This window comes from Paracoccus bogoriensis (assembly GCF_019431455.1).
Lineage (GTDB): Bacteria > Pseudomonadota > Alphaproteobacteria > Rhodobacterales > Rhodobacteraceae > Paracoccus > Paracoccus bogoriensis.
The window spans coordinates 39,741-56,646 of the sequence record NZ_JAHYSR010000010.1; the positions used below are offsets into that span (position 1 = coordinate 39,741).

17 protein-coding genes are annotated in these 16,906 nt (G+C 65.8%); 9 read left to right on the top strand and 8 right to left on the bottom strand.

The annotated features are described in order from the left end of the window. Positions 1 to 4: 4 nt before the first annotated feature. The 8 genes from lpdA to mdh all read right to left on the bottom strand — a co-directional run bounded on the left by lpdA (position 5) and on the right by mdh (position 10,520). A complete protein-coding gene (gene lpdA / locus KY389_RS06695; RefSeq protein WP_219830086.1) occupies positions 5 to 1,393 on the bottom strand; it encodes a dihydrolipoyl dehydrogenase in 1,389 nt (462 codons plus the stop codon). 78 nt (positions 1,394 to 1,471) lie between these two features. After that, positions 1,472 to 1,867: an MAPEG family protein gene (locus KY389_RS06700; RefSeq protein WP_219830175.1), complete on the bottom strand. Its 396-nt coding sequence runs from the start codon at positions 1,865 to 1,867 to the stop codon at positions 1,472 to 1,474. 202 nt (positions 1,868 to 2,069) lie between these two features. Continuing rightward, positions 2,070 to 3,614 (bottom strand): 2-oxoglutarate dehydrogenase complex dihydrolipoyllysine-residue succinyltransferase, encoded by a 1,545-nt coding sequence (gene odhB, locus KY389_RS06705; RefSeq protein WP_219830087.1) that lies wholly within the window; start codon positions 3,612 to 3,614, stop codon positions 2,070 to 2,072. 4 nt (positions 3,615 to 3,618) lie between these two features. Then, entirely contained in the window at positions 3,619 to 6,585 is a 2,967-nt protein-coding gene (locus KY389_RS06710; RefSeq protein WP_219830088.1) for a 2-oxoglutarate dehydrogenase E1 component, read from the bottom strand. A gap of 33 nt (positions 6,586 to 6,618) precedes the next feature. Beyond that, positions 6,619 to 7,008 (bottom strand): hypothetical protein, encoded by a 390-nt coding sequence (locus tag KY389_RS06715; protein WP_219830089.1) that lies wholly within the window; start codon positions 7,006 to 7,008, stop codon positions 6,619 to 6,621. Positions 7,009 to 7,070: 62 nt separating this feature from the next. Then, complete coding sequence (gene sucD, locus KY389_RS06720) at positions 7,071 to 7,955, bottom strand: succinate--CoA ligase subunit alpha (protein WP_219830090.1); 885 nt, start codon at positions 7,953 to 7,955, stop codon at positions 7,071 to 7,073. 78 nt (positions 7,956 to 8,033) lie between these two features. Next, positions 8,034 to 9,227, bottom strand: a complete 1,194-nt coding sequence (gene sucC, locus KY389_RS06725) for an ADP-forming succinate--CoA ligase subunit beta (RefSeq protein WP_219830091.1) — start codon at positions 9,225 to 9,227, stop codon at positions 8,034 to 8,036. 330 nt (positions 9,228 to 9,557) lie between these two features. Next, entirely contained in the window at positions 9,558 to 10,520 is a 963-nt protein-coding gene (gene mdh / locus KY389_RS06730) for a malate dehydrogenase (protein WP_219830092.1), read from the bottom strand. Positions 10,521 to 10,826: 306 nt separating this feature from the next. On the opposite strand from mdh, the gene KY389_RS06735 reads away from it, so the two are divergent. The 9 genes from KY389_RS06735 to KY389_RS06775 all read left to right on the top strand — a co-directional run bounded on the left by KY389_RS06735 (position 10,827) and on the right by KY389_RS06775 (position 16,896). Next, the gene (locus tag KY389_RS06735) at positions 10,827 to 11,711 is read left to right on the top strand and encodes an HpcH/HpaI aldolase/citrate lyase family protein (protein WP_219830093.1); all 885 of its coding nucleotides are present in this window, start codon (positions 10,827 to 10,829) and stop codon (positions 11,709 to 11,711) included. After that, the gene (locus KY389_RS06740) at positions 11,708 to 12,262 is read left to right on the top strand and encodes an NnrU family protein (protein ID WP_219830094.1); all 555 of its coding nucleotides are present in this window, start codon (positions 11,708 to 11,710) and stop codon (positions 12,260 to 12,262) included. The genes KY389_RS06735 and KY389_RS06740 overlap by 4 nt, the downstream gene beginning before the upstream one ends. Continuing rightward, positions 12,262 to 12,468, top strand: coding sequence for a DUF1737 domain-containing protein (locus KY389_RS06745; protein ID WP_219830095.1), 207 nt, complete (start codon positions 12,262 to 12,264; stop codon positions 12,466 to 12,468). Before KY389_RS06740 ends, KY389_RS06745 begins: the two co-directional genes overlap by 1 nt. A 278-nt stretch (positions 12,469 to 12,746) precedes the next feature. After that, complete coding sequence (sdhC, locus tag KY389_RS06750) at positions 12,747 to 13,136, top strand: succinate dehydrogenase, cytochrome b556 subunit (RefSeq protein WP_219830096.1); 390 nt, start codon at positions 12,747 to 12,749, stop codon at positions 13,134 to 13,136. 16 nt (positions 13,137 to 13,152) lie between these two features. Further along, the gene (locus tag KY389_RS06755; protein ID WP_219830097.1) at positions 13,153 to 13,539 is read left to right on the top strand and encodes a succinate dehydrogenase, hydrophobic membrane anchor protein; all 387 of its coding nucleotides are present in this window, start codon (positions 13,153 to 13,155) and stop codon (positions 13,537 to 13,539) included. Between the two features lie 7 nt (positions 13,540 to 13,546). Continuing rightward, positions 13,547 to 15,349 (top strand): succinate dehydrogenase flavoprotein subunit, encoded by a 1,803-nt coding sequence (sdhA, locus tag KY389_RS06760; protein WP_219830098.1) that lies wholly within the window; start codon positions 13,547 to 13,549, stop codon positions 15,347 to 15,349. After that, positions 15,349 to 15,717, top strand: a complete 369-nt coding sequence (locus tag KY389_RS06765; protein WP_219830099.1) for a hypothetical protein — start codon at positions 15,349 to 15,351, stop codon at positions 15,715 to 15,717. Before sdhA ends, KY389_RS06765 begins: the two co-directional genes overlap by 1 nt. Positions 15,718 to 15,721: 4 nt before the next feature. Next, positions 15,722 to 16,042: a hypothetical protein gene (locus tag KY389_RS06770; RefSeq protein ID WP_246587999.1), complete on the top strand. Its 321-nt coding sequence runs from the start codon at positions 15,722 to 15,724 to the stop codon at positions 16,040 to 16,042. Between the two features lie 2 nt (positions 16,043 to 16,044). Beyond that, on the top strand, positions 16,045 to 16,896 hold the full coding sequence (locus KY389_RS06775; RefSeq protein ID WP_219830100.1) for a hypothetical protein: 852 nt from the start codon (positions 16,045 to 16,047) through the stop codon (positions 16,894 to 16,896). Positions 16,897 to 16,906: the final 10 nt, after the last annotated feature.

Consider the following 16,906-nt stretch of genomic DNA (forward strand, 5'->3'; position numbering starts at 1 on the left):
CGCCTCAGGCATGGATCGCCCCGCCGCCGCAGGCCAGCGCCGCCTCGCGCACCGCTTCCGACACGGTCGGATGGGCGTGGCAGGTCAAGGCCAGATCCTCGGCCGAGGCGCCGAATTCCATCGCCACGCAGACCTCGTGAATCAGGTCGCCCGCCGACGGCCCGATGATGTGGCAGCCAAGGATGCGGTCGGTTTCCGCATCCGCGATCAGCTTGACGAAGCCCTCGCCCAGGAATTGCGCCTTGGCGCGGGCATTGCCCATGAAGGGGAACTTGCCGACCTTGATCTTGCGCCCGGCCTCCTTTGCCTGTTCCTCGGTCAGGCCGACATTGGCGACCTCGGGCGTGGTGTAGATGACGCCCGGGATGACACCGTAATTCACATGGCCGTGCTTGCCCGCGATGACCTCGGCCACCGCCATGCCCTCGTCCTCGGCCTTGTGCGCCAGCATCGGGCCGGGGACCGCATCCCCGATGGCATAGATGCCCTTGACGCTGGTGGCCCAGTGCTTGTCCACCTGAATAAAGCCGCGATCGGTCAGCGTCACGCCTAGCGCGTCGAGGCCCAGACCCTCGACATGGGGGCGGCGGCCGGTGGCGACCAACACGACATCAGCGCTGATCTCATGCGCGCTGTCGTCCTGTTTCAGCGCGTAGCTGACCTTGACCTGATCGCCCGCTACCTCGGCCGATTGCACCGAGGCGCCGAGGGTAAATTTCAGCCCCTGCTTGGTCAGCATCTTCTGGAACTGCTTCTGCACCTCGCCGTCAAGGCCGGGGGTGATCACGTCCAGATATTCCAGCACAGTGACCTCGGCGCCCAATCGGGCATAGACCGAGCCCAGTTCCAGCCCGATCACGCCCGCGCCGATCACGATCATGGATTTCGGGATCTGCTTCAGCGCCAGCGCGCCGGTGGAATCGACGATGCGGCCCGCCTCGTTGTCAACCGTCACACCCTTGAGCGGCGCGGGGGTCGAGCCGGTGGCGATCACGATGTTCTTCGTCTCGTGGACCTGATCGCCGACCTTGACCTTGCCCGCTTCGGGAATCGAGGCCCAGCCCTTGAGCCAGTCGATCCTGTTCTTCTTGAAGAGAAACTCGATTCCCTTGGTGTTGCCTGCAACGGTTTCGGCCTTGTAGCCCTGCATCTTCTGCCAATCGACGGTGATTTCTGGCGTGATCAGGCCCATCTTCTCGAAGTTCTCATGGGCTTCGTGCAGCATATGCGTGCCGTGCAGAAGCGCCTTGGAGGGGATGCAGCCCACGTTGAGGCAGGTGCCGCCGAGCGTCTCGCGCCCCTCGACGCAGGCCACCTTGAGGCCCAGCTGGGCCGCGCGGATCGCGCAGACATAGCCGCCGGGTCCGGCGCCGATCACGATCAGGTCATACATGGCAGTTCCTTTCGTCAGGCCGCAGAACCGGGGGCTTCGCGCCCTCGGACCCCCGCGGGATATTTGGTCCAAGGCAAATCACAGCAGGCTTGCCATGATCATGAGGATGGTCGCCACAAAACCCACCGCCCAGATGATCGAGCGGCCCGGCACCCAGCCCAGCAGATAGGCAGGCACATAGAGGATACGGGCGCCGAGATAGGTCCAGGCGAGGATGGCGGTGATGATCGAGCTTTTCTGACCGAGCGTCACCACGACGACAGCAATGGTGAAGAGGATCAGCCCCTCGAAATGATTGTTCAGCGCACGCTGCAGGCGGCCCGCGCCGCCGGTCAGCACGTGGCCGGCCAGTTCGTCGCGCGTGCCCATCGCCGCGCGGCGTCCGATCTGGCGCTGTGCGGCCAGTGAATAGGCGATCATCTGTGCGAATTGCAGCAGGCCCGCCAGCGCCAGCACGGTCAGTTCGGAGGTCATTGTCATGCCGTTTCGCGCCCCTCTGTTCCTGCTTTGCCTTAGCGCGTTCGCACAGGGCGGCGCAATCTGTTTGCCGGGTCAGGGGCAAGGTGCGGGCAGGCGCCGGTGCGGGTGATCGGGGCGGGCTTCGGCATGGGCTGTCCTGGGCCGGGCAGGGCCCGGGCGCGGGGGGGCGCGCCCGGGGCCGAGGGTTTTCCGGCGGTCAGAGATCCATCAGCAGGCGGCGGGGATCTTCCAGCGCCTCCTTGACGCGGACAAGGAAAGTGACCGCGCCCTTGCCGTCAACGATGCGGTGATCGTAGCTGAGCGCCAGATACATCATCGGGCGGATCACGATCTGGCCGCCGACGACCACGGGACGGTCCTGGATCTTGTGCATCCCGAGGATGCCCGATTGAGGGGGGTTCAGGATCGGCGAGGACATCAGCGAGCCATAGACGCCACCATTCGAGATCGTGAAGGTGCCGCCCTGCATCTCGGCCATCGACAGCTTGCCGTCGCGTCCCTTGGCGCCGAGTTCGGCAATTTCCTTCTCGATCGTGGCAAAGGATTTCTGGTCGGCGTCGCGCACCACCGGCACCACAAGCCCAGAGGGCGTGCCCACTGCGACGCCCATATGAACGAAGTTCTTGTAAACGATGTCGGTGCCGTCGATTTCCGCGTTGACCTCGGGGACTTCCTTCAGGGCGTGGCAGCAAGCCTTCACGAAGAAGGACATGAAGCCCAGCTTGACCTTGTGCTTCTTCTCGAAGGCGTCCTTGTATTCGTTACGCAGCGCCATGATGCCGCTCATGTCGGCCTCGTTATAGGTCGTCAGCATCGCGGCCGTATTCTGCGCGTCCTTCAGACGCCGCGCGATGGTCTGGCGCAGGCGGGTCATCTTGACCCGCTCCTCGCGCCGCGCATCGTCGGCGGACGAGGGCGCGCGGGCGGCGGCGGGGGCCGGGGCGGATGCCGGGGCGGGGGCCGAGACAGCGCGGGCCACGTCTTCCTTCATCACGCGGCCGTCGCGGCCCGAGCCCTGAACCTGGTCGCGGTTCAGACCGGCCTCGGCCATGGCCTTCCTGGCGGAAGGGGCGTCCTCGGGGTCGCGGGGGCGCATCTCCTCGGGGCCGGCGTTTTTCAGCACGGTCTCTTGCGCGGCCTGTGCGCCGCTGGCGGCGGCGGATTGCGTGCCGCTGGCGCCCTCGGTGATGATCGCCAGGCGGGCCTTGGCATCGACCGTGGTGCCTTCGCCGGCCAGGATTTCGGCCAGAACGCCCGACGCGGGGGCCGGAACCTCGACCGAGACCTTGTCGGTTTCCAGCTCGCACAGCATCTCGTCGGCGGCGACCTGGTCGCCGGGCTTCTTGAACCAGGTGGCGACGGTCGCTTCCGTCACGCTTTCACCAAGGGCGGGGACCATCACGTCCACGGATTTGCCGCTCATCTTGCCTTGTCCTTCCGGGGTCTTGTCGGCCTGCGATTGGGCCTGCGGTTTCTCGGGCTTGGGTTCGCTGGCGCCGGCATCGGCCAAGCCGATCCGGGCCAGAAGGGCGTCGGGGGCGACGGTCTCGCCCTCGGCTGCAACGATCTCGGACAATATTCCCGCGACGGGGCTTGGCACCTCGACCGTCACCTTGTCGGTTTCCAGCTCGCAAAGCATCTCGTCGGCCGCGACGCGGTCGCCCGGTTTCTTGAACCAGGTGGCGACCGTCGCCTCGGTCACGGATTCGCCCAGAGCGGGAACGTGGACTGGCGTGCTCATCGGCTCAGCCTTCCAGGCCAAGCGCGTCGGCGATCAGGGTCTCCTGCTCGGCCTTGTGGCGCGAGGCGAGACCCGTGGCGACCGAAGCGGCGGCATTGCGGCCCGCATAGCGCGCCCGGGTATGCCTGGCGCCCACACGTTCGAGGCACCATTCCAGATAGGGTTCGACAAAGGTCCAGCCCCCCTGGTTCTTGGGCTCTTCCTGACACCAGACGATCTCGGCCTGCTTGAAACGGCCCAGTTCCTTGACCATCGCCTGAGCAGGGAAGGGATAGAACTGTTCCAGACGCAACAGGTAGATGTCGGTGATCCCGGCCTCGTCGCGCGCCTTGAGCAGGTCGTAATAGACCTTGCCCGAGCAGACGACGACGCGCCTGATCTTGTCGTCCGCGACCAGTTCGGTGGCCGAGCCGCCGCGCTGCGCGTCGTCCCACAGAACCCGGTGGAAGGTGCTGCCGGTCTGGAATTCCTCGGCCCGGCTGATCGCCATCGGATGGCGCAGCAGCGATTTCGGGGTCATCAGGACCAGCGGCTTGCGGAACTTGCGCTTGAGCTGGCGGCGCAGGATGTGGAAGTAGTTTGCCGGCGTCGTGCAGTTGGCAACGATCCAGTTGTCCTCGGCGCACATCTGCAGGAACCGTTCCAGTCGGGCCGAGGAATGTTCCGGCCCCTGACCCTCGAAGCCGTGGGGCAGCAGCATGACCAGACCCGACATGCGCAGCCATTTCTTCTCGCCGGACGAGATGAACTGGTCGAACATGATCTGCGCACCATTGGCGAAATCGCCGAACTGCGCCTCCCACATGACCAGATTGTTCGGTTCGGCCAGCGAATAGCCGTATTCAAAGCCCAGCACCGCATATTCCGAGAGCATCGAATCGATGACCTCGTAATGGGCCTGACCCTCGGCGATATTGTTCAGCGGGTAATAGCGCTCTTCGGTCTGCTGGTCGATGAAGGCCGAATGGCGCTGGCTGAAGGTGCCGCGGGTGCTGTCCTGACCGGCCAGGCGGACACCATGTCCCTCCAGAAGCAGCGAGCCGAAGGCCAGCGCCTCGCCGGTCGCCCAGTCGAAGCCCTCGCCGGTGGCGAACATCTGCTTTTTTGCTTCGAGCAGACGACCCACGGTCTTGTGCAGGTTCATCCCCTCGGGAACGGTGGTCAGCGCGGTGCCGATGCGGGTCATCATCTCGGGCTCGATGCCGGTCTCGCCCGCCACATATTCGTCGCCTTCGCGGTCGAGCCCGGACCACTTGCCGTCAAGCCAGTCGGCCTTGTTCGGCTTGTAGGTCTTGCCCTGCTCGAATTCCTCGTTGAGATGCTTCTGGAAGGCGGCCTTCATCTCCTCGATCTCGCCCTCGGGGATCAGGCCTTCGGCGACCAGACGCTCGGTGTAGAGCTGAAGCGTGGTCTTGTGGCTCTTGATCCTGGTATACATCGCCGGGTTGGTGAACATGGGCTCGTCGCCCTCGTTGTGACCGAAGCGGCGGTAGCAGAAGATGTCGATGACGACATCCTTCTTGAATTTCTGCCGGAATTCGGTCGCCACCTTGGCGGCATGGACCACGGCCTCGGGATCGTCGCCGTTCACGTGGAAGATCGGCGCCTCGACCATCAGCGCGATATCGGTCGGATAGGGCGAGGTGCGGCTGAAATGCGGCGCGGTGGTAAAGCCGATCTGGTTGTTCACCACGATATGAATGCAGCCGCCGGTGCGATGGCCCTTGATGCCCGAAAGCTGAAGACATTCGGCCACGATACCCTGACCGGCAAAGGCTGCGTCGCCATGCAGCAGGATCGGCAGAACCGAAGTCCGGTCGGTGCGGTCGCCAAGCTGATCGCCCTTGGCGCGCGCCTTGCCCAGAACGACCGGGTTCACGGCTTCCAGGTGGCTGGGATTTGCGGTCAGCGACAGGTGGACGCTGTTGCCGTCGAACTCGCGGTCGCTGGATGCGCCCAGGTGATATTTCACGTCGCCCGAGCCATCCACGTCCTCGGGCTTGAAGCTGCCACCCTGGAATTCGTTGAAGATCGCGCGATAGGGCTTGCCCATCACATTGGCCAGCACCGACAGGCGGCCGCGGTGGGGCATCCCGATCACGATGTCCTTCACGCCAAGCGCGCCGCCGCGCTTGATGATCTGTTCCATCGCCGGGATCAGCGCCTCGCCGCCGTCAAGGCCGAACCGCTTGGTGCCCATGTATTTCACATGCAGGAACTTCTCGAAGCCCTCGGCCTCGACCAGCTTGTTCAGGATGGCGCGGCGGCCTTCGCGGGTGAACTGGATCTCCTTGCCGAAGCCCTCGATCCGCTCTTTCAGCCAGGCAGCTTCCTCGGGGTTCGAAATATGCATGAATTGCAGCGCGAAGGTGCCGCAATAGGTGCGCTCCATCAGGTCGCGGATCTGGCGGATCGAGGCGACCTCAAGGCCCAGAACATTGTCGATGAAGATGGGACGGTCCATGTCCTCGGGACCGAAACCGTAGCTTTCGGGGTTCAGCTCGCCATGGTCGGGCACGCTGCGCAGGCCAAGCGGGTCCAGATCGGCGTGCAGATGGCCCCGGATGCGATAGGCGCGAATCAGCATCAGCGCGCGGATGCTGTCCAGCACCGCCTGACGCAGCTGCGCCTCGGACAGGGCGACGCCCTTTTCGGCGGCCTTGGCGGCGATCTTCTGGCCGGCCGCCCTGGCCTCGTCCTTGCTGCCGGCCGGCCATTCGCCGGTCAGCGCGCTGGTCAGTTCATCGGCGGGCGCCGGAGGCCAGTCCTTGCGCGACCAGCTTGCGCCCTGGGCCTCGCGGGCGGCATCGGAGCGATCGTCGCCCAAGCCCCGGAAGAAAGCGTCCCAGGCCTGATCGACCGCAGCCGGGTTCCTTGCCCACTGCCCGTAAAGCTGTTCCACATAGGCCGCGTTATGGCCCTGCAGGAACGAGGAATCGTGAAAATCGGTGTTCTTAGGCTGCTCGGTCATGGTCAGTCCCCGGTTCAGGGCGGAAAGGCGCGCTCAGGCGCAGTGAATATCGAAGATGCGGGCGCCGGGATCGGCGAGGGGGTCCAGCCTCGGCTGCGGCCGGACAAAGGCGGGGGCGCGCCGTTCCAGCCCGCACAAGGCGACGGCCGCGCGGCTTTCGGCATCGGGGGGCGCCAGCGCGGGTAGGTAGATCACCCGCCAACCGAAGTCGCGCCGCGCCACGGTGCGGACCGGGGCGGGCGGAAGCGTCGTTGCCCGATGCAGGTCGGTGCGGGCCGGAACGCCGCCGGGCAGGATGTCGGTCGTCATCCGCTCGCCGCAGGCCGTCAACGCCAGAAAGGCCGCCAGCGACAGGGGCAGGTGGCGCAGCGCCGGGCGTTGCGTCGCGTCTTGCCGGGGCTGATCCGCCCTTGGTCCTGTCACTGTCTGGCCCTTCCCCTGTCATGCCGCCCCCTATGAAAGATGGGGGGCGGGGGGTCAAATCATCAACCCTTGATCGCCTTCAGCACGGCCTCGCCCAGTCCGGCGGGGCTGTCGGCGACCACGATCCCGGCCTTCTTCATGGCCTCGATCTTGCTCTCCGCGTCGCCCTTGCCGCCCGAGACGATCGCGCCGGCATGGCCCATGCGGCGGCCCGGAGGCGCCGTGCGGCCAGCGATGAAGCCCGCGGTGGGCTTCCACTTGCCCTTGCGCTTCTGCTCGGCCAGGAATTCGGCGGCCTCTTCCTCGGCCGAACCGCCGATCTCGCCGATCATGATGATCGACTCGGTTTCGGGATCGTCCAGGAACATCTGCAGCACGTCGATATGCTCCATCCCCTTGATCGGGTCGCCGCCGATGCCGACGGCCGAGGACTGGCCCAGACCCACATCCGAGGTCTGCTTGACCGCCTCATAGGTCAGCGTGCCCGAACGCGACACGACGCCCACGGAACCGCGGCGGAAGATGCTGCCCGGCATGATGCCGATCTTGCATTCGTCCGGCGTCATGATGCCCGGGCAGTTCGGCCCGATCAGGCGCGACTTGCTGTCGGCAAGGGCACGTTTGACTCGCATCATGTCCAGGACCGGGATGCCCTCCGTGATGCAGACGATCAACGGCACCTCGGCGTCGATGGCCTCCAGGATCGAATCCGCCGCAAAGGGGGGCGGCACATAGATCGCAGTCGCATTGGCGCCCGTCCTGGCCACGGCCTCATGGACCGAGTTGAAGACCGGCAGGCCCAGATGGGTGGTGCCGCCCTTGCCCGGTGTCACGCCGCCGACCATCTGCGTGCCATAGGCGATCGCCTGTTCGGTGTGGAAGGTGCCTTGAGACCCCGTGATCCCCTGGCAGATGACTTTGGTATTCTTGTCAACGAGAACGGCCATCATGGCCTCCTTGCGTAAGCGACGCCCATGCGCCGCGATGTTCCAGAGGAGGACGCGCCCCGCGCGCGCCCGGATGGGTCAGCCCTTGACCGCCTTGACGATCTTCTGCGCGGCGTCCGACAGGTCGTCGGCGGCGATCACGTTCAGGCCCGACTTGGCGATGATCTCCTTGCCCAGCTCCACATTCGTGCCCTCCAGGCGCACGACCAGCGGGACCTGCAGGCCGACCTCCTTCACGGCGGCGATGATGCCCTCCGCGATGATGTCGCAGCGCATGATGCCGCCGAAGATGTTGACCAGGATACCCTTCACGTTCGGGTCCGAGGTGATGATCTTGAACGCCTCGGTGACCTTCTCCTTGGTCGCGCCGCCGCCGACATCCAGGAAGTTCGCCGGTTCCGCGCCGTAGAGCTTGATGATGTCCATGGTCGCCATGGCCAGGCCCGCGCCGTTGACCATGCAGCCGATTTCACCGTCCAGCGCGATATAGTTCAGGTCGAACTTCGAGGCGGCCAGTTCCTTCGGGTCTTCCTCGGTCTCGTCGCGCAGCGCCAGGATGTCGGGCTGACGATAGAGCGCGTTGTTGTCGAAGCCCATCTTGGCGTCGAGGCACTTGATCTGGCCCTCGGGGGTCACGATCAGCGGGTTGATCTCCAGCATCTCCATGTCCTTTTCGATGAACATGCGATACAGGTTCTTGACCAGGGCTACGCATTGCTTGACCTGCGCGCCTTCCAGGCCCAGGGCAAAGGCCACGCGGCGGCCGTGGAAGTCCGACAGGCCCGAGGCCGGATCGACCGAGAAGCTGACGATCTTCTCGGGGGTGTGGGCGGCCACTTCCTCGATGTCCATGCCGCCCTCGGTCGAGGCGACGAAACTGACGCGCGAGGTCTGGCGATCCACCAGCAGCGCCAGATACAGCTCGCGCGCGATGTCGCTGCCATCCTCGATATAGACGCGGTTGACCTGCTTGCCGGCGGGGCCGGTCTGATGCGTGACCAGGGTGCGGCCCAGCATCTGACGGGTCAGCTCCTCGGCTTCCTCGACCGACTTGGCCAGGCGGACGCCGCCCTTTTCACCGGCTTCGGCTTCCTTGAAGCTGCCCTTGCCGCGGCCGCCTGCATGGATCTGCGCCTTCACCACCCAGAGCGGGCCATCAAGTTCGCCGGCAGCGGTCTTGGCCTCGTCGGCCTTCATCACGATGCGGCCATCGCTGACGGGCGCGCCATATTGCCGCAGCAGCGCCTTGGCCTGATATTCGTGAATGTTCATCGGGGCCCCCTCGTTCGGTTCCAGGATTTGGCGCCTTGTGCCACAAGCCGAAGGGACCGAGAACTGAAATCGCGGCGAAATCGGGAAAAATGGCGGGAAAGCGACCAATGTGATCACAGCCTGAAATGCTGTGATCACAGCCTGTCGCCTGATAGCGCAAGCAGGTCGATCAAGCAGGTCGATTCGGATTGCGCACGCATGATGGATGCGCGGCTTGCAAGGCCCGTGGTGCGGTATCGCAACGAGAAATCGGGCCGGGCAAGCAAAAGGGGCCCGGCCAGAGGCCGGACCCTTTCGCTGGTCTGACGGATGATCGTGCGACGGGCCGGATCAGGCCAGCGCGCTGTCGATGCCCTTGCAGGCCTCGACCAGGCCCTTGACCGCATTGACCGAATTGTCGAACATCGCCTGTTCGTCCCTGTCCAGCTTGATGTCGATGATCTTCTCGACACCGCCTGCGCCGATCAGGGTCGGCACGCCGACATAAAGACCCTTGAGGCCATAGGCGCCGTCCACATAGGCCGCGCAGGGCAGGACGCGCTTCTGGTCCTTGAGATAGGCCTCGGCCATCTCGATCGCGCTGGTCGCGGGGGCGTAGAAAGCCGAGCCGGTCTTGAGCAGGCCCACGATCTCGGCGCCGCCGTCGCGGGTGCGCTGGACGATGGCGTCCAGCTTTTCCTGCGTGGTCCAGCCCATCTTGACCAGATCCGGCAGCGGGATGCCCGCGACGGTCGAATAGCGCACCAGCGGCACCATCGTATCGCCATGACCGCCCAGAACGAAGGCCGTCACGTCACGCATCGACACACCGAATTCCAGGCTCAGGAAGTGGCGGAAGCGCGCCGAATCCAGCACACCCGCCATGCCGCAGACCTTGTTGTGCGGCAGGCCCGAGAATTCGCGCAGCGCCCAGACCATCGCGTCCAGCGGGTTGGTGATGCAGATGACGAAGGCGTTCGGCGCGTATTTGGCGATGCCTTCGCCCACGGCCTTCATGACCTTGAGGTTGATGCCCAGCAGATCGTCGCGGCTCATGCCCGGCTTGCGCGGCACGCCGGCGGTGACGATGCAGACATCCGCGTCTGCAATATCGGCGTAATCGTTGGTGCCCTTCATCACGGCGTCGAAGCCCTCGGAGGGGCCCGATTGCGCGATGTCCAGGGCCTTGCCCTGCGGCGTGCCCTCGGCGATGTCGAACAGCACAACATCGCCCAGTTCCTTCATCGCGGCCAGATGTGCCAGCGTGCCGCCGATCTGCCCCGCACCGATGAGTGCGATCTTGGGTCGGGCCATGGATTACCTCCGATTGTCCAGGTGAAATGTTGCGCGGTGGTTAGAGGCTCGCGCAACGAATCGCAAGGCCCGTGCGCTGCGGCGCGGCGTTGGTATCCCTAACACCCGTGATTCCCCGCCCCGCCTTTGATGACTCGCCCCGGAACAGGGGGCGCGTAAAGGCTGCCGGTCGAGGGGGGATTGCGCCGCAGCTCGCGGTGATCCGGGTTTGCGCAGGCGCTGGTCCCGGGCCGGTTGGCCCCGCAAGGACTGGCCCGGACGGAACTGGCGGGTTAGGTCTGGGCAGACCGCCCAACCGGAGGCCAGATGATCCGTTCCGCCCTCTATATCCCCGCCGCAAATCCCCGCGCGATGGAAAAGGCCCGTGACCTGCCCGTCGATGCCATCCTGTTCGATCTGGAGGATGCCGTTGCCCCTGATGCCAAGGCCGGGGCGCGTGACCATCTGGCCCGCGCGCTTCAGGCCGATTACGGCCCGCGCCAGCGCATCCTGCGGATCAACGCGCTGACCACGCCCTGGGGCGCCGATGACGCGGCGCTGGCCGCACGGATGGCGGGCCATCTGGATGGGGTGCTGCTGCCCAAGACCGCCGGGCCGCAGGATCTGGACGCCTTGGCGGCTCTGGTGCCCGGTCTGCCGCTCTGGGCGATGATCGAGACGCCGCAGGGCGTTCTGTCGGCCCCGCAGATCGCCGCGCATCCGCGCCTGCACGCCCTGGTCATGGGCACCAACGATCTGGCCCGGGAATTGCGCTGCCGCAACCGGGCCGACCGCCTGCCGCTGCTGCCCGCGCTTGGCGCCTGCCTGCTGGCGGCGCGGGCGCATGACCGGCTGATCCTCGACGGGGTTTATAACGCCTTTCGCGACATCGACGGCCTGCGGGCCGAGGCCGAACAGGGGCGCGACCTGGGCTTTGACGGCAAGACCCTGATCCATCCCGACCAGATCGCCATTGCCAATGCGTGCTTTGGCCCGACCGAGGCCGAGATCGCGCAGGCCCGCCGCGAGATCGCCGCCTACCAGGCCGCGCTGGCGGCAGGGCAAGGTATTGCGGTGCTTGACGGCCGCATCGTCGAGAATCTGCACGTCGAAGCCGCCCGCCACCTGATCGCCCGCGCCGAGGCGATTGCGAAAGGCGCACATCAAGGGCAGTCTGCGGGCAGTCTTGATCCAGCCGGAGACGCCAGATGACGATCCTGATCCTTGGCGTGGCCCTGTGGTGGGCCGCGCATCTTTTCAAGCGCATCGCCCCCGAACGTCGTGCCGCCATGGGCGACCGGGGCAAGGGGCTGGTCGCGCTGGTGCTGCTGCTGTCGGTGCTGCTGATGGTCGTGGGCTATCGCCGGGCCGACGGGGCGTTCTTCTGGGGGCCGCATCCGGCTCTCGTCGGCATCAACAACCTGCTGGTGCTGCTGGCCTTCTATCTCTATGCCGCCGACGGGATGAAGACCCGCGTGACCGCCTGGCTGCGCCATCCGCAGTTGACGGCATTTTCACTCTGGGCTTTTGCGCATCTGCTGGTCAACGGCGACATGCCGTCCTTCATCCTGTTCGGCGGGCTGCTGGTCTGGGCGCTGGTCGAGATCGTGGTGATCAACCGCGCCGTGCCGGTCTGGAACCGCCCCCGCGGCCCGTTCCCCGCCCGCAAGGAGGCGATGGCCGCAGCGGGCGCCGTGATCGTGACGCTGGTTGTCGGTGTCATCCATGGCTGGATCGGCCCCTGGCCCTTCGGAGGCGCGTGATGCCCCTGATCTATCGCATGATCACCGAGGACGACACGTCCCAATTCTGCCATCGCGTCAGCGAGGCGCTGTCGAAGGGCTGGCAGTTGCAGGGCAGCCCGACCATGGCCTTTGATGCGGCGCGCGGGGTAATGCGCTGCGGGCAGGCCGTCACGAAACAGATCGACACGCCCTATCATCCCGACATGAAGCTGGGTCAGCAATGACCGGCGGATTCGCAGCGCCGCCGCCGATTGCGCTAACGCGGCCAAGGGCTTGCGGGGCAGGCCGCCCCCAGCGGCGCGACCTGTGATCACAGGCAGGACGTGCGTGATCACAAAGCCTGCGAATCCGCGCCATTTCCGCGCAGTGTCTGGAATCAGCAAGTGACAGTCGCCACAATACCGGTCAAGAGACCGCAAATCGCCAGCCCGCGCGGCCAGCCCGAACCCAAGGACGGTGGCTGGCGCGGGTTCTGTCAGAACCGATCAAGGAGGGCCGCCTCATGGCCGATGTGAACCGGGGTAACCGGCCGCTTTCCCCCCATCTTCAGGTCTATCGCCTGCCTTTGCCGGCGATCACCTCGATCATGACGCGCATCACCGGCCACGCGCTGGTGGCGGGTATTCTGCTGCTGGTCTGGTGGCTTGTCGCCGCCGTCTCGAGCCCCGGCGCATTCGCCGCCGCCGACTGGGTGCTGCGGTCCTGGATCGGCTTTCTCGTGATGCTGGGATCGACCTGGGCGCTGTGGTTCCACCTGCTTTCGGGCGTGCGCCACCTGTTCTACGACGCGGGCATGGGCCTGGAAATCGAGGACGCCAAGCGGTCCTCGTGGGGCATCATCATCGGTTCGGTCGCGCTGACCGTGCTGAGCCTGATCATCTTCTTCACCTGAGCCAAGGGGGCAGACAATGCGCTACATCACTCCCCGCAAGGCCGCGATCGGCATGGGTTCGGCCCGCACCGGGACACTGCATCACTGGCAGATGACTGTCACTTCGGCCGCGCTGCTGATCCTGACGCCGCTGTTCATGATCGTCGTGGGCGGCGCCATCGGTCTGGAACGCGCGGCGGTCATCGCTCATTTCGGCCGCCCTTTTGCCGGGATCGTCACGGCGCTGTTCATCGTGGTGGGCATGATCCACTTCATCAAGGGCACGCGGATCATGCTGGACGATTACCTGCATGGCACCGCCAACCGCGTGGCGATCATCGTCTCGCACATCTTCGGCTGGGGCGTCATCGCCACGGCGCTGTTTGCGCTGGCCAAGATGGCCTTCACCACTCCCGTGATCTGAGGACGACATGGCTGCTTACGAAACCCAAACGCATGATTATGACGTCGTGGTGGTGGGCGCCGGGGGCGCTGGTCTGCGCGCGACGCTCGGCATGGCCGAACAGGGTCTGCGCACGGCCTGCGTGACCAAGGTCTTTCCGACCCGCAGCCACACGGTGGCCGCCCAGGGGGGCATTGCCGCCAGTCTGGCCAATATGGGCCCCGACAACTGGCAATGGCACATGTATGATACCGTCAAGGGGTCGGATTGGCTGGGCGATACGGACGCCATGGAATACCTGGCGCGCGAGGCTCCCAAGGCGGTCTATGAGCTCGAGCATTACGGTGTGCCCTTCTCGCGGACCGAGGATGGCAAGATCTATCAGCGTCCCTTCGGCGGCCACACGACCGAATTCGGCGAAGGCCCGCCCGTGCAGCGCACCTGCGCTGCGGCCGACCGGACCGGCCACGCGATCCTGCACACGCTCTATGGTCAATCGCTCAAGAACAACGCGGAATTCTTCATCGAATATTTCGCGCTGGACCTGATGATCACCGATGGCCGCTGCACCGGCGTCGTCTGCTGGAAGCTGGATGACGGCACGATCCATGTCTTCAACGCCAAGATGGTCGTGCTGGCCACCGGCGGCTATGGCCGCGCCTATTTCAGTGCGACCTCGGCTCATACCTGCACCGGCGATGGCGGCGGGATGGTGGCGCGTGCGGGCCTGCCTTTGCAGGATATGGAGTTCGTGCAGTTCCACCCGACGGGCATCTATGGCTCGGGCTGCCTGATCACCGAAGGCGCGCGGGGCGAGGGCGGCTATCTGACCAACTCGGAGGGCGAGCGCTTCATGGAGCGTTATGCGCCGACCTACAAGGATCTGGCCAGCCGCGACGTGGTCTCGCGCTGCATGACGCTGGAGATCCGCGAAGGCCGCGGCGTGGGCGAGCACAAGGATCACATCTTCCTGAACCTGATGCATCTGCCGCCCGAGACCCTGGCCGAGCGTCTGCCGGGCATCAGCGAAAGCGCCAGGATCTTTGCCGGCGTCGATGTGACCCGCGCGCCGATCCCGGTCATCCCGACCGTGCATTACAACATGGGCGGTATCCCGACGAATTACTGGGGCGAGGTTCTGGCCCCGACCGAGGATGATCCGGACCGCGTCTTCCCGGGCCTGATGGCGGTGGGCGAGGCAGGTTGCGCCTCGGTTCACGGCGCGAACCGGCTTGGCTCGAACAGCCTGATCGACCTTGTGGTTTTCGGCCGCGCCGCCGCGATTCGCGCCGGTCAGGTCGTGGACCGCGCGGGCGCGGTTCCCGCGACCAACAAGGCCGAACTGGACCGCGCGCTGGACCGCTTCGACGGGCTGCGTCACGCCAATGGCACGGTGCGCACCGCCGAGCTGCGCGACCAGATGCAGCGCACGATGCAGGCCGATGCCGCCGTGTTCCGCACCGACAAGACGCTGGCCGAGGGCTGCCGGAAGATGGAGGCGATCGCCGCCAAGCTGGACGATCTCAAGGTCACGGATCGCGGTCTGATCTGGAACACCGATCTGATGGAAACGCTGGAGCTGACCAACCTGATGCCCAATGCCTTGGCGACCATCGTCGCGGCCGAGGCGCGCAAGGAAAGCCGCGGCGCCCACGCGCACGAGGATTACCCTGAGCGGGATGATGCCAACTGGCGCAAGCATTCGCTTGCCTGGGTGGAGGGGAACAAGGTTAAACTGGCCTATCGTCCCGTTCATCTGGAACCTTTGACCAGGGTCGAGGAAGGCGGGATCGACTTGCAGAAGATTGCTCCGAAGAAAAGGGTTTACTGATGCGCTTGAAACTGTTTGCGGCCTTTGGCCTGTCCGCTGCCGTGCTGGCGGGCTGTGTCGCGCCCGTTCCGGTGCCCGGTCCGGCGGTGCCTCCGGCACCTGTCGCCGCGCCTGCGCCCACCACGCTGGATGCCGCGTCGCGTCAGGTGGCGCGCAACACGATCCAGCGAGAGATCCAGAACCGCTTTCAGGGCGTGGATGTCGCCCCCTGGACCGATTGCGTGATGAACAACGCGACCACCGCCGAACTGATCGACATCGCCCAGATGTCGAATGCGGGCTCGAGCGGCGTCAGCCAGAGCGTGGCGGCCATCGTCTCGCGTCCGGCCACAACGCAGTGCATCGCCGCCGCGGCGCGCCGGGCGTGATCCGATGGCGTTTGCGCGGGCCTTGTCTGCAATGTTGCTGCCTCTGGCACTGGGTCTGGCCGCCTGCGGACCGGTCCCGGTCGAGCAGGCCGAACGCAGCTGCCTGCGCGACGCCGAACTGGCGCAGCGTCCGCGGGGCGAGGTCGCTATCGGGGTCGGCTCCGGCCCCGGCGGCACCCGCACCGCGGGCCGCGTCACGCTGGAGGTCGGCAGCGATTATCTGGCCGGACGCGACCCGGCCCAGGTCTTCGATCGCTGCGTCCTCAACCGCTCGGGGCAGATGCCGACGCGCGGACTTTACCAACAACCCGGCTGGCGGGGTTGATCATGGCAGGGGCTGACACCAGCACGCCCGCGGGCCGTCCGATGATTCTGCATCTGGGGGTGCAGAAGACGGGCACGACCTCGCTGCAGCGTTTTCTGCGGCTGAATGCCTCCGCCTTGGCCGACCGGCTGATGATCCGCACGCCCGAGCAGGGCACGCCGATGCGCCCCTTGGGCCGCGCGGCGATCCGTCTCAGCCTTGCCCCCGGCGGCGATAATGAACACGCGCTGCGCGCGGCCTTCGAGGATGTGCTGGACACGCTGCCCGATGGCCCGCAGACTGCCCTGATCAGCCATGAGAACCTGGCCGGAGCCATGCCCGGCAATGGCGGCGAGACGCGGCTTTACCCCGCCTTGCCCCGGATCGCGCAGCTTCTGGACAAGGTCGCGCAGCAACGCGGCTTTGCTCCGATCTTTGCGATCTGCACCCGCAACATGACCGACTGGAAGCCCTCGGTCTGGGCGCAGGCGGTGCGGACGGACGGCTATGCCGGCGACTGGGACCGGTTCCAGCGCGACACGGCGGACCTGCCCGGTTGGGGCGATCTGTTCCGCCGCATGGGTGCGAAGCTGGGCGCGCGCCGCGTCCACCGTCTGCGGCTGGAGGATGAGACGGATCCTGCCCGCCCTGCCACCCAGCTTCTGCGTCTGGCGGGCCTGGACCCGGCCCGCATTGCCACCCTGCCGCCACTGGAGGGTCGCGCGATGGAGCGGCTTTCGAGCGGATCGACCGAATTTCTGCGCCGCATCAATGGATTGGCGCTTGATCCTGGAATCCGTGACAAGGTGGCGGAGCTTGTTGCGCGCTCGCAGACATTGTTTGCGGCCGATTGGCCGCCCAAAGGCACTTCCTGAAAGGAGCAAC

Bases quoted from the DNA above. Each gene is read 5' to 3' on its own strand.
- KY389_RS06765 (WP_219830099.1), top strand. From the start codon at position 15,349: ATGCGCTTGAAACTGTTTGCGGCCTTTGGCCTGTCCGCTGCCGTGCTG.
- KY389_RS06770 (WP_246587999.1), top strand. From the start codon at position 15,722: ATGGCGTTTGCGCGGGCCTTGTCTGCAATGTTGCTGCCTCTGGCACTG.
- sucD (WP_219830090.1), bottom strand. From the start codon at position 7,955: ATGGCCGTTCTCGTTGACAAGAATACCAAAGTCATCTGCCAGGGGATC.
- KY389_RS06700 (WP_219830175.1), bottom strand. From the start codon at position 1,867: ATGACCTCCGAACTGACCGTGCTGGCGCTGGCGGGCCTGCTGCAATTC.
- KY389_RS06755 (WP_219830097.1), top strand. From the start codon at position 13,153: ATGCGCTACATCACTCCCCGCAAGGCCGCGATCGGCATGGGTTCGGCC.
- KY389_RS06710 (WP_219830088.1), bottom strand. From the start codon at position 6,585: ATGACCGAGCAGCCTAAGAACACCGATTTTCACGATTCCTCGTTCCTG.
- sdhC (WP_219830096.1), top strand. From the start codon at position 12,747: ATGGCCGATGTGAACCGGGGTAACCGGCCGCTTTCCCCCCATCTTCAG.
- lpdA (WP_219830086.1), bottom strand. From the start codon at position 1,393: ATGTATGACCTGATCGTGATCGGCGCCGGACCCGGCGGCTATGTCTGC.
- KY389_RS06740 (WP_219830094.1), top strand. From the start codon at position 11,708: ATGACGATCCTGATCCTTGGCGTGGCCCTGTGGTGGGCCGCGCATCTT.
- KY389_RS06735 (WP_219830093.1), top strand. From the start codon at position 10,827: ATGATCCGTTCCGCCCTCTATATCCCCGCCGCAAATCCCCGCGCGATG.
- odhB (WP_219830087.1), bottom strand. From the start codon at position 3,614: ATGAGCACGCCAGTCCACGTTCCCGCTCTGGGCGAATCCGTGACCGAG.
- KY389_RS06745 (WP_219830095.1), top strand. From the start codon at position 12,262: ATGCCCCTGATCTATCGCATGATCACCGAGGACGACACGTCCCAATTC.
- KY389_RS06775 (WP_219830100.1), top strand. From the start codon at position 16,045: ATGGCAGGGGCTGACACCAGCACGCCCGCGGGCCGTCCGATGATTCTG.
- sdhA (WP_219830098.1), top strand. From the start codon at position 13,547: ATGGCTGCTTACGAAACCCAAACGCATGATTATGACGTCGTGGTGGTG.
- sucC (WP_219830091.1), bottom strand. From the start codon at position 9,227: ATGAACATTCACGAATATCAGGCCAAGGCGCTGCTGCGGCAATATGGC.
- mdh (WP_219830092.1), bottom strand. From the start codon at position 10,520: ATGGCCCGACCCAAGATCGCACTCATCGGTGCGGGGCAGATCGGCGGC.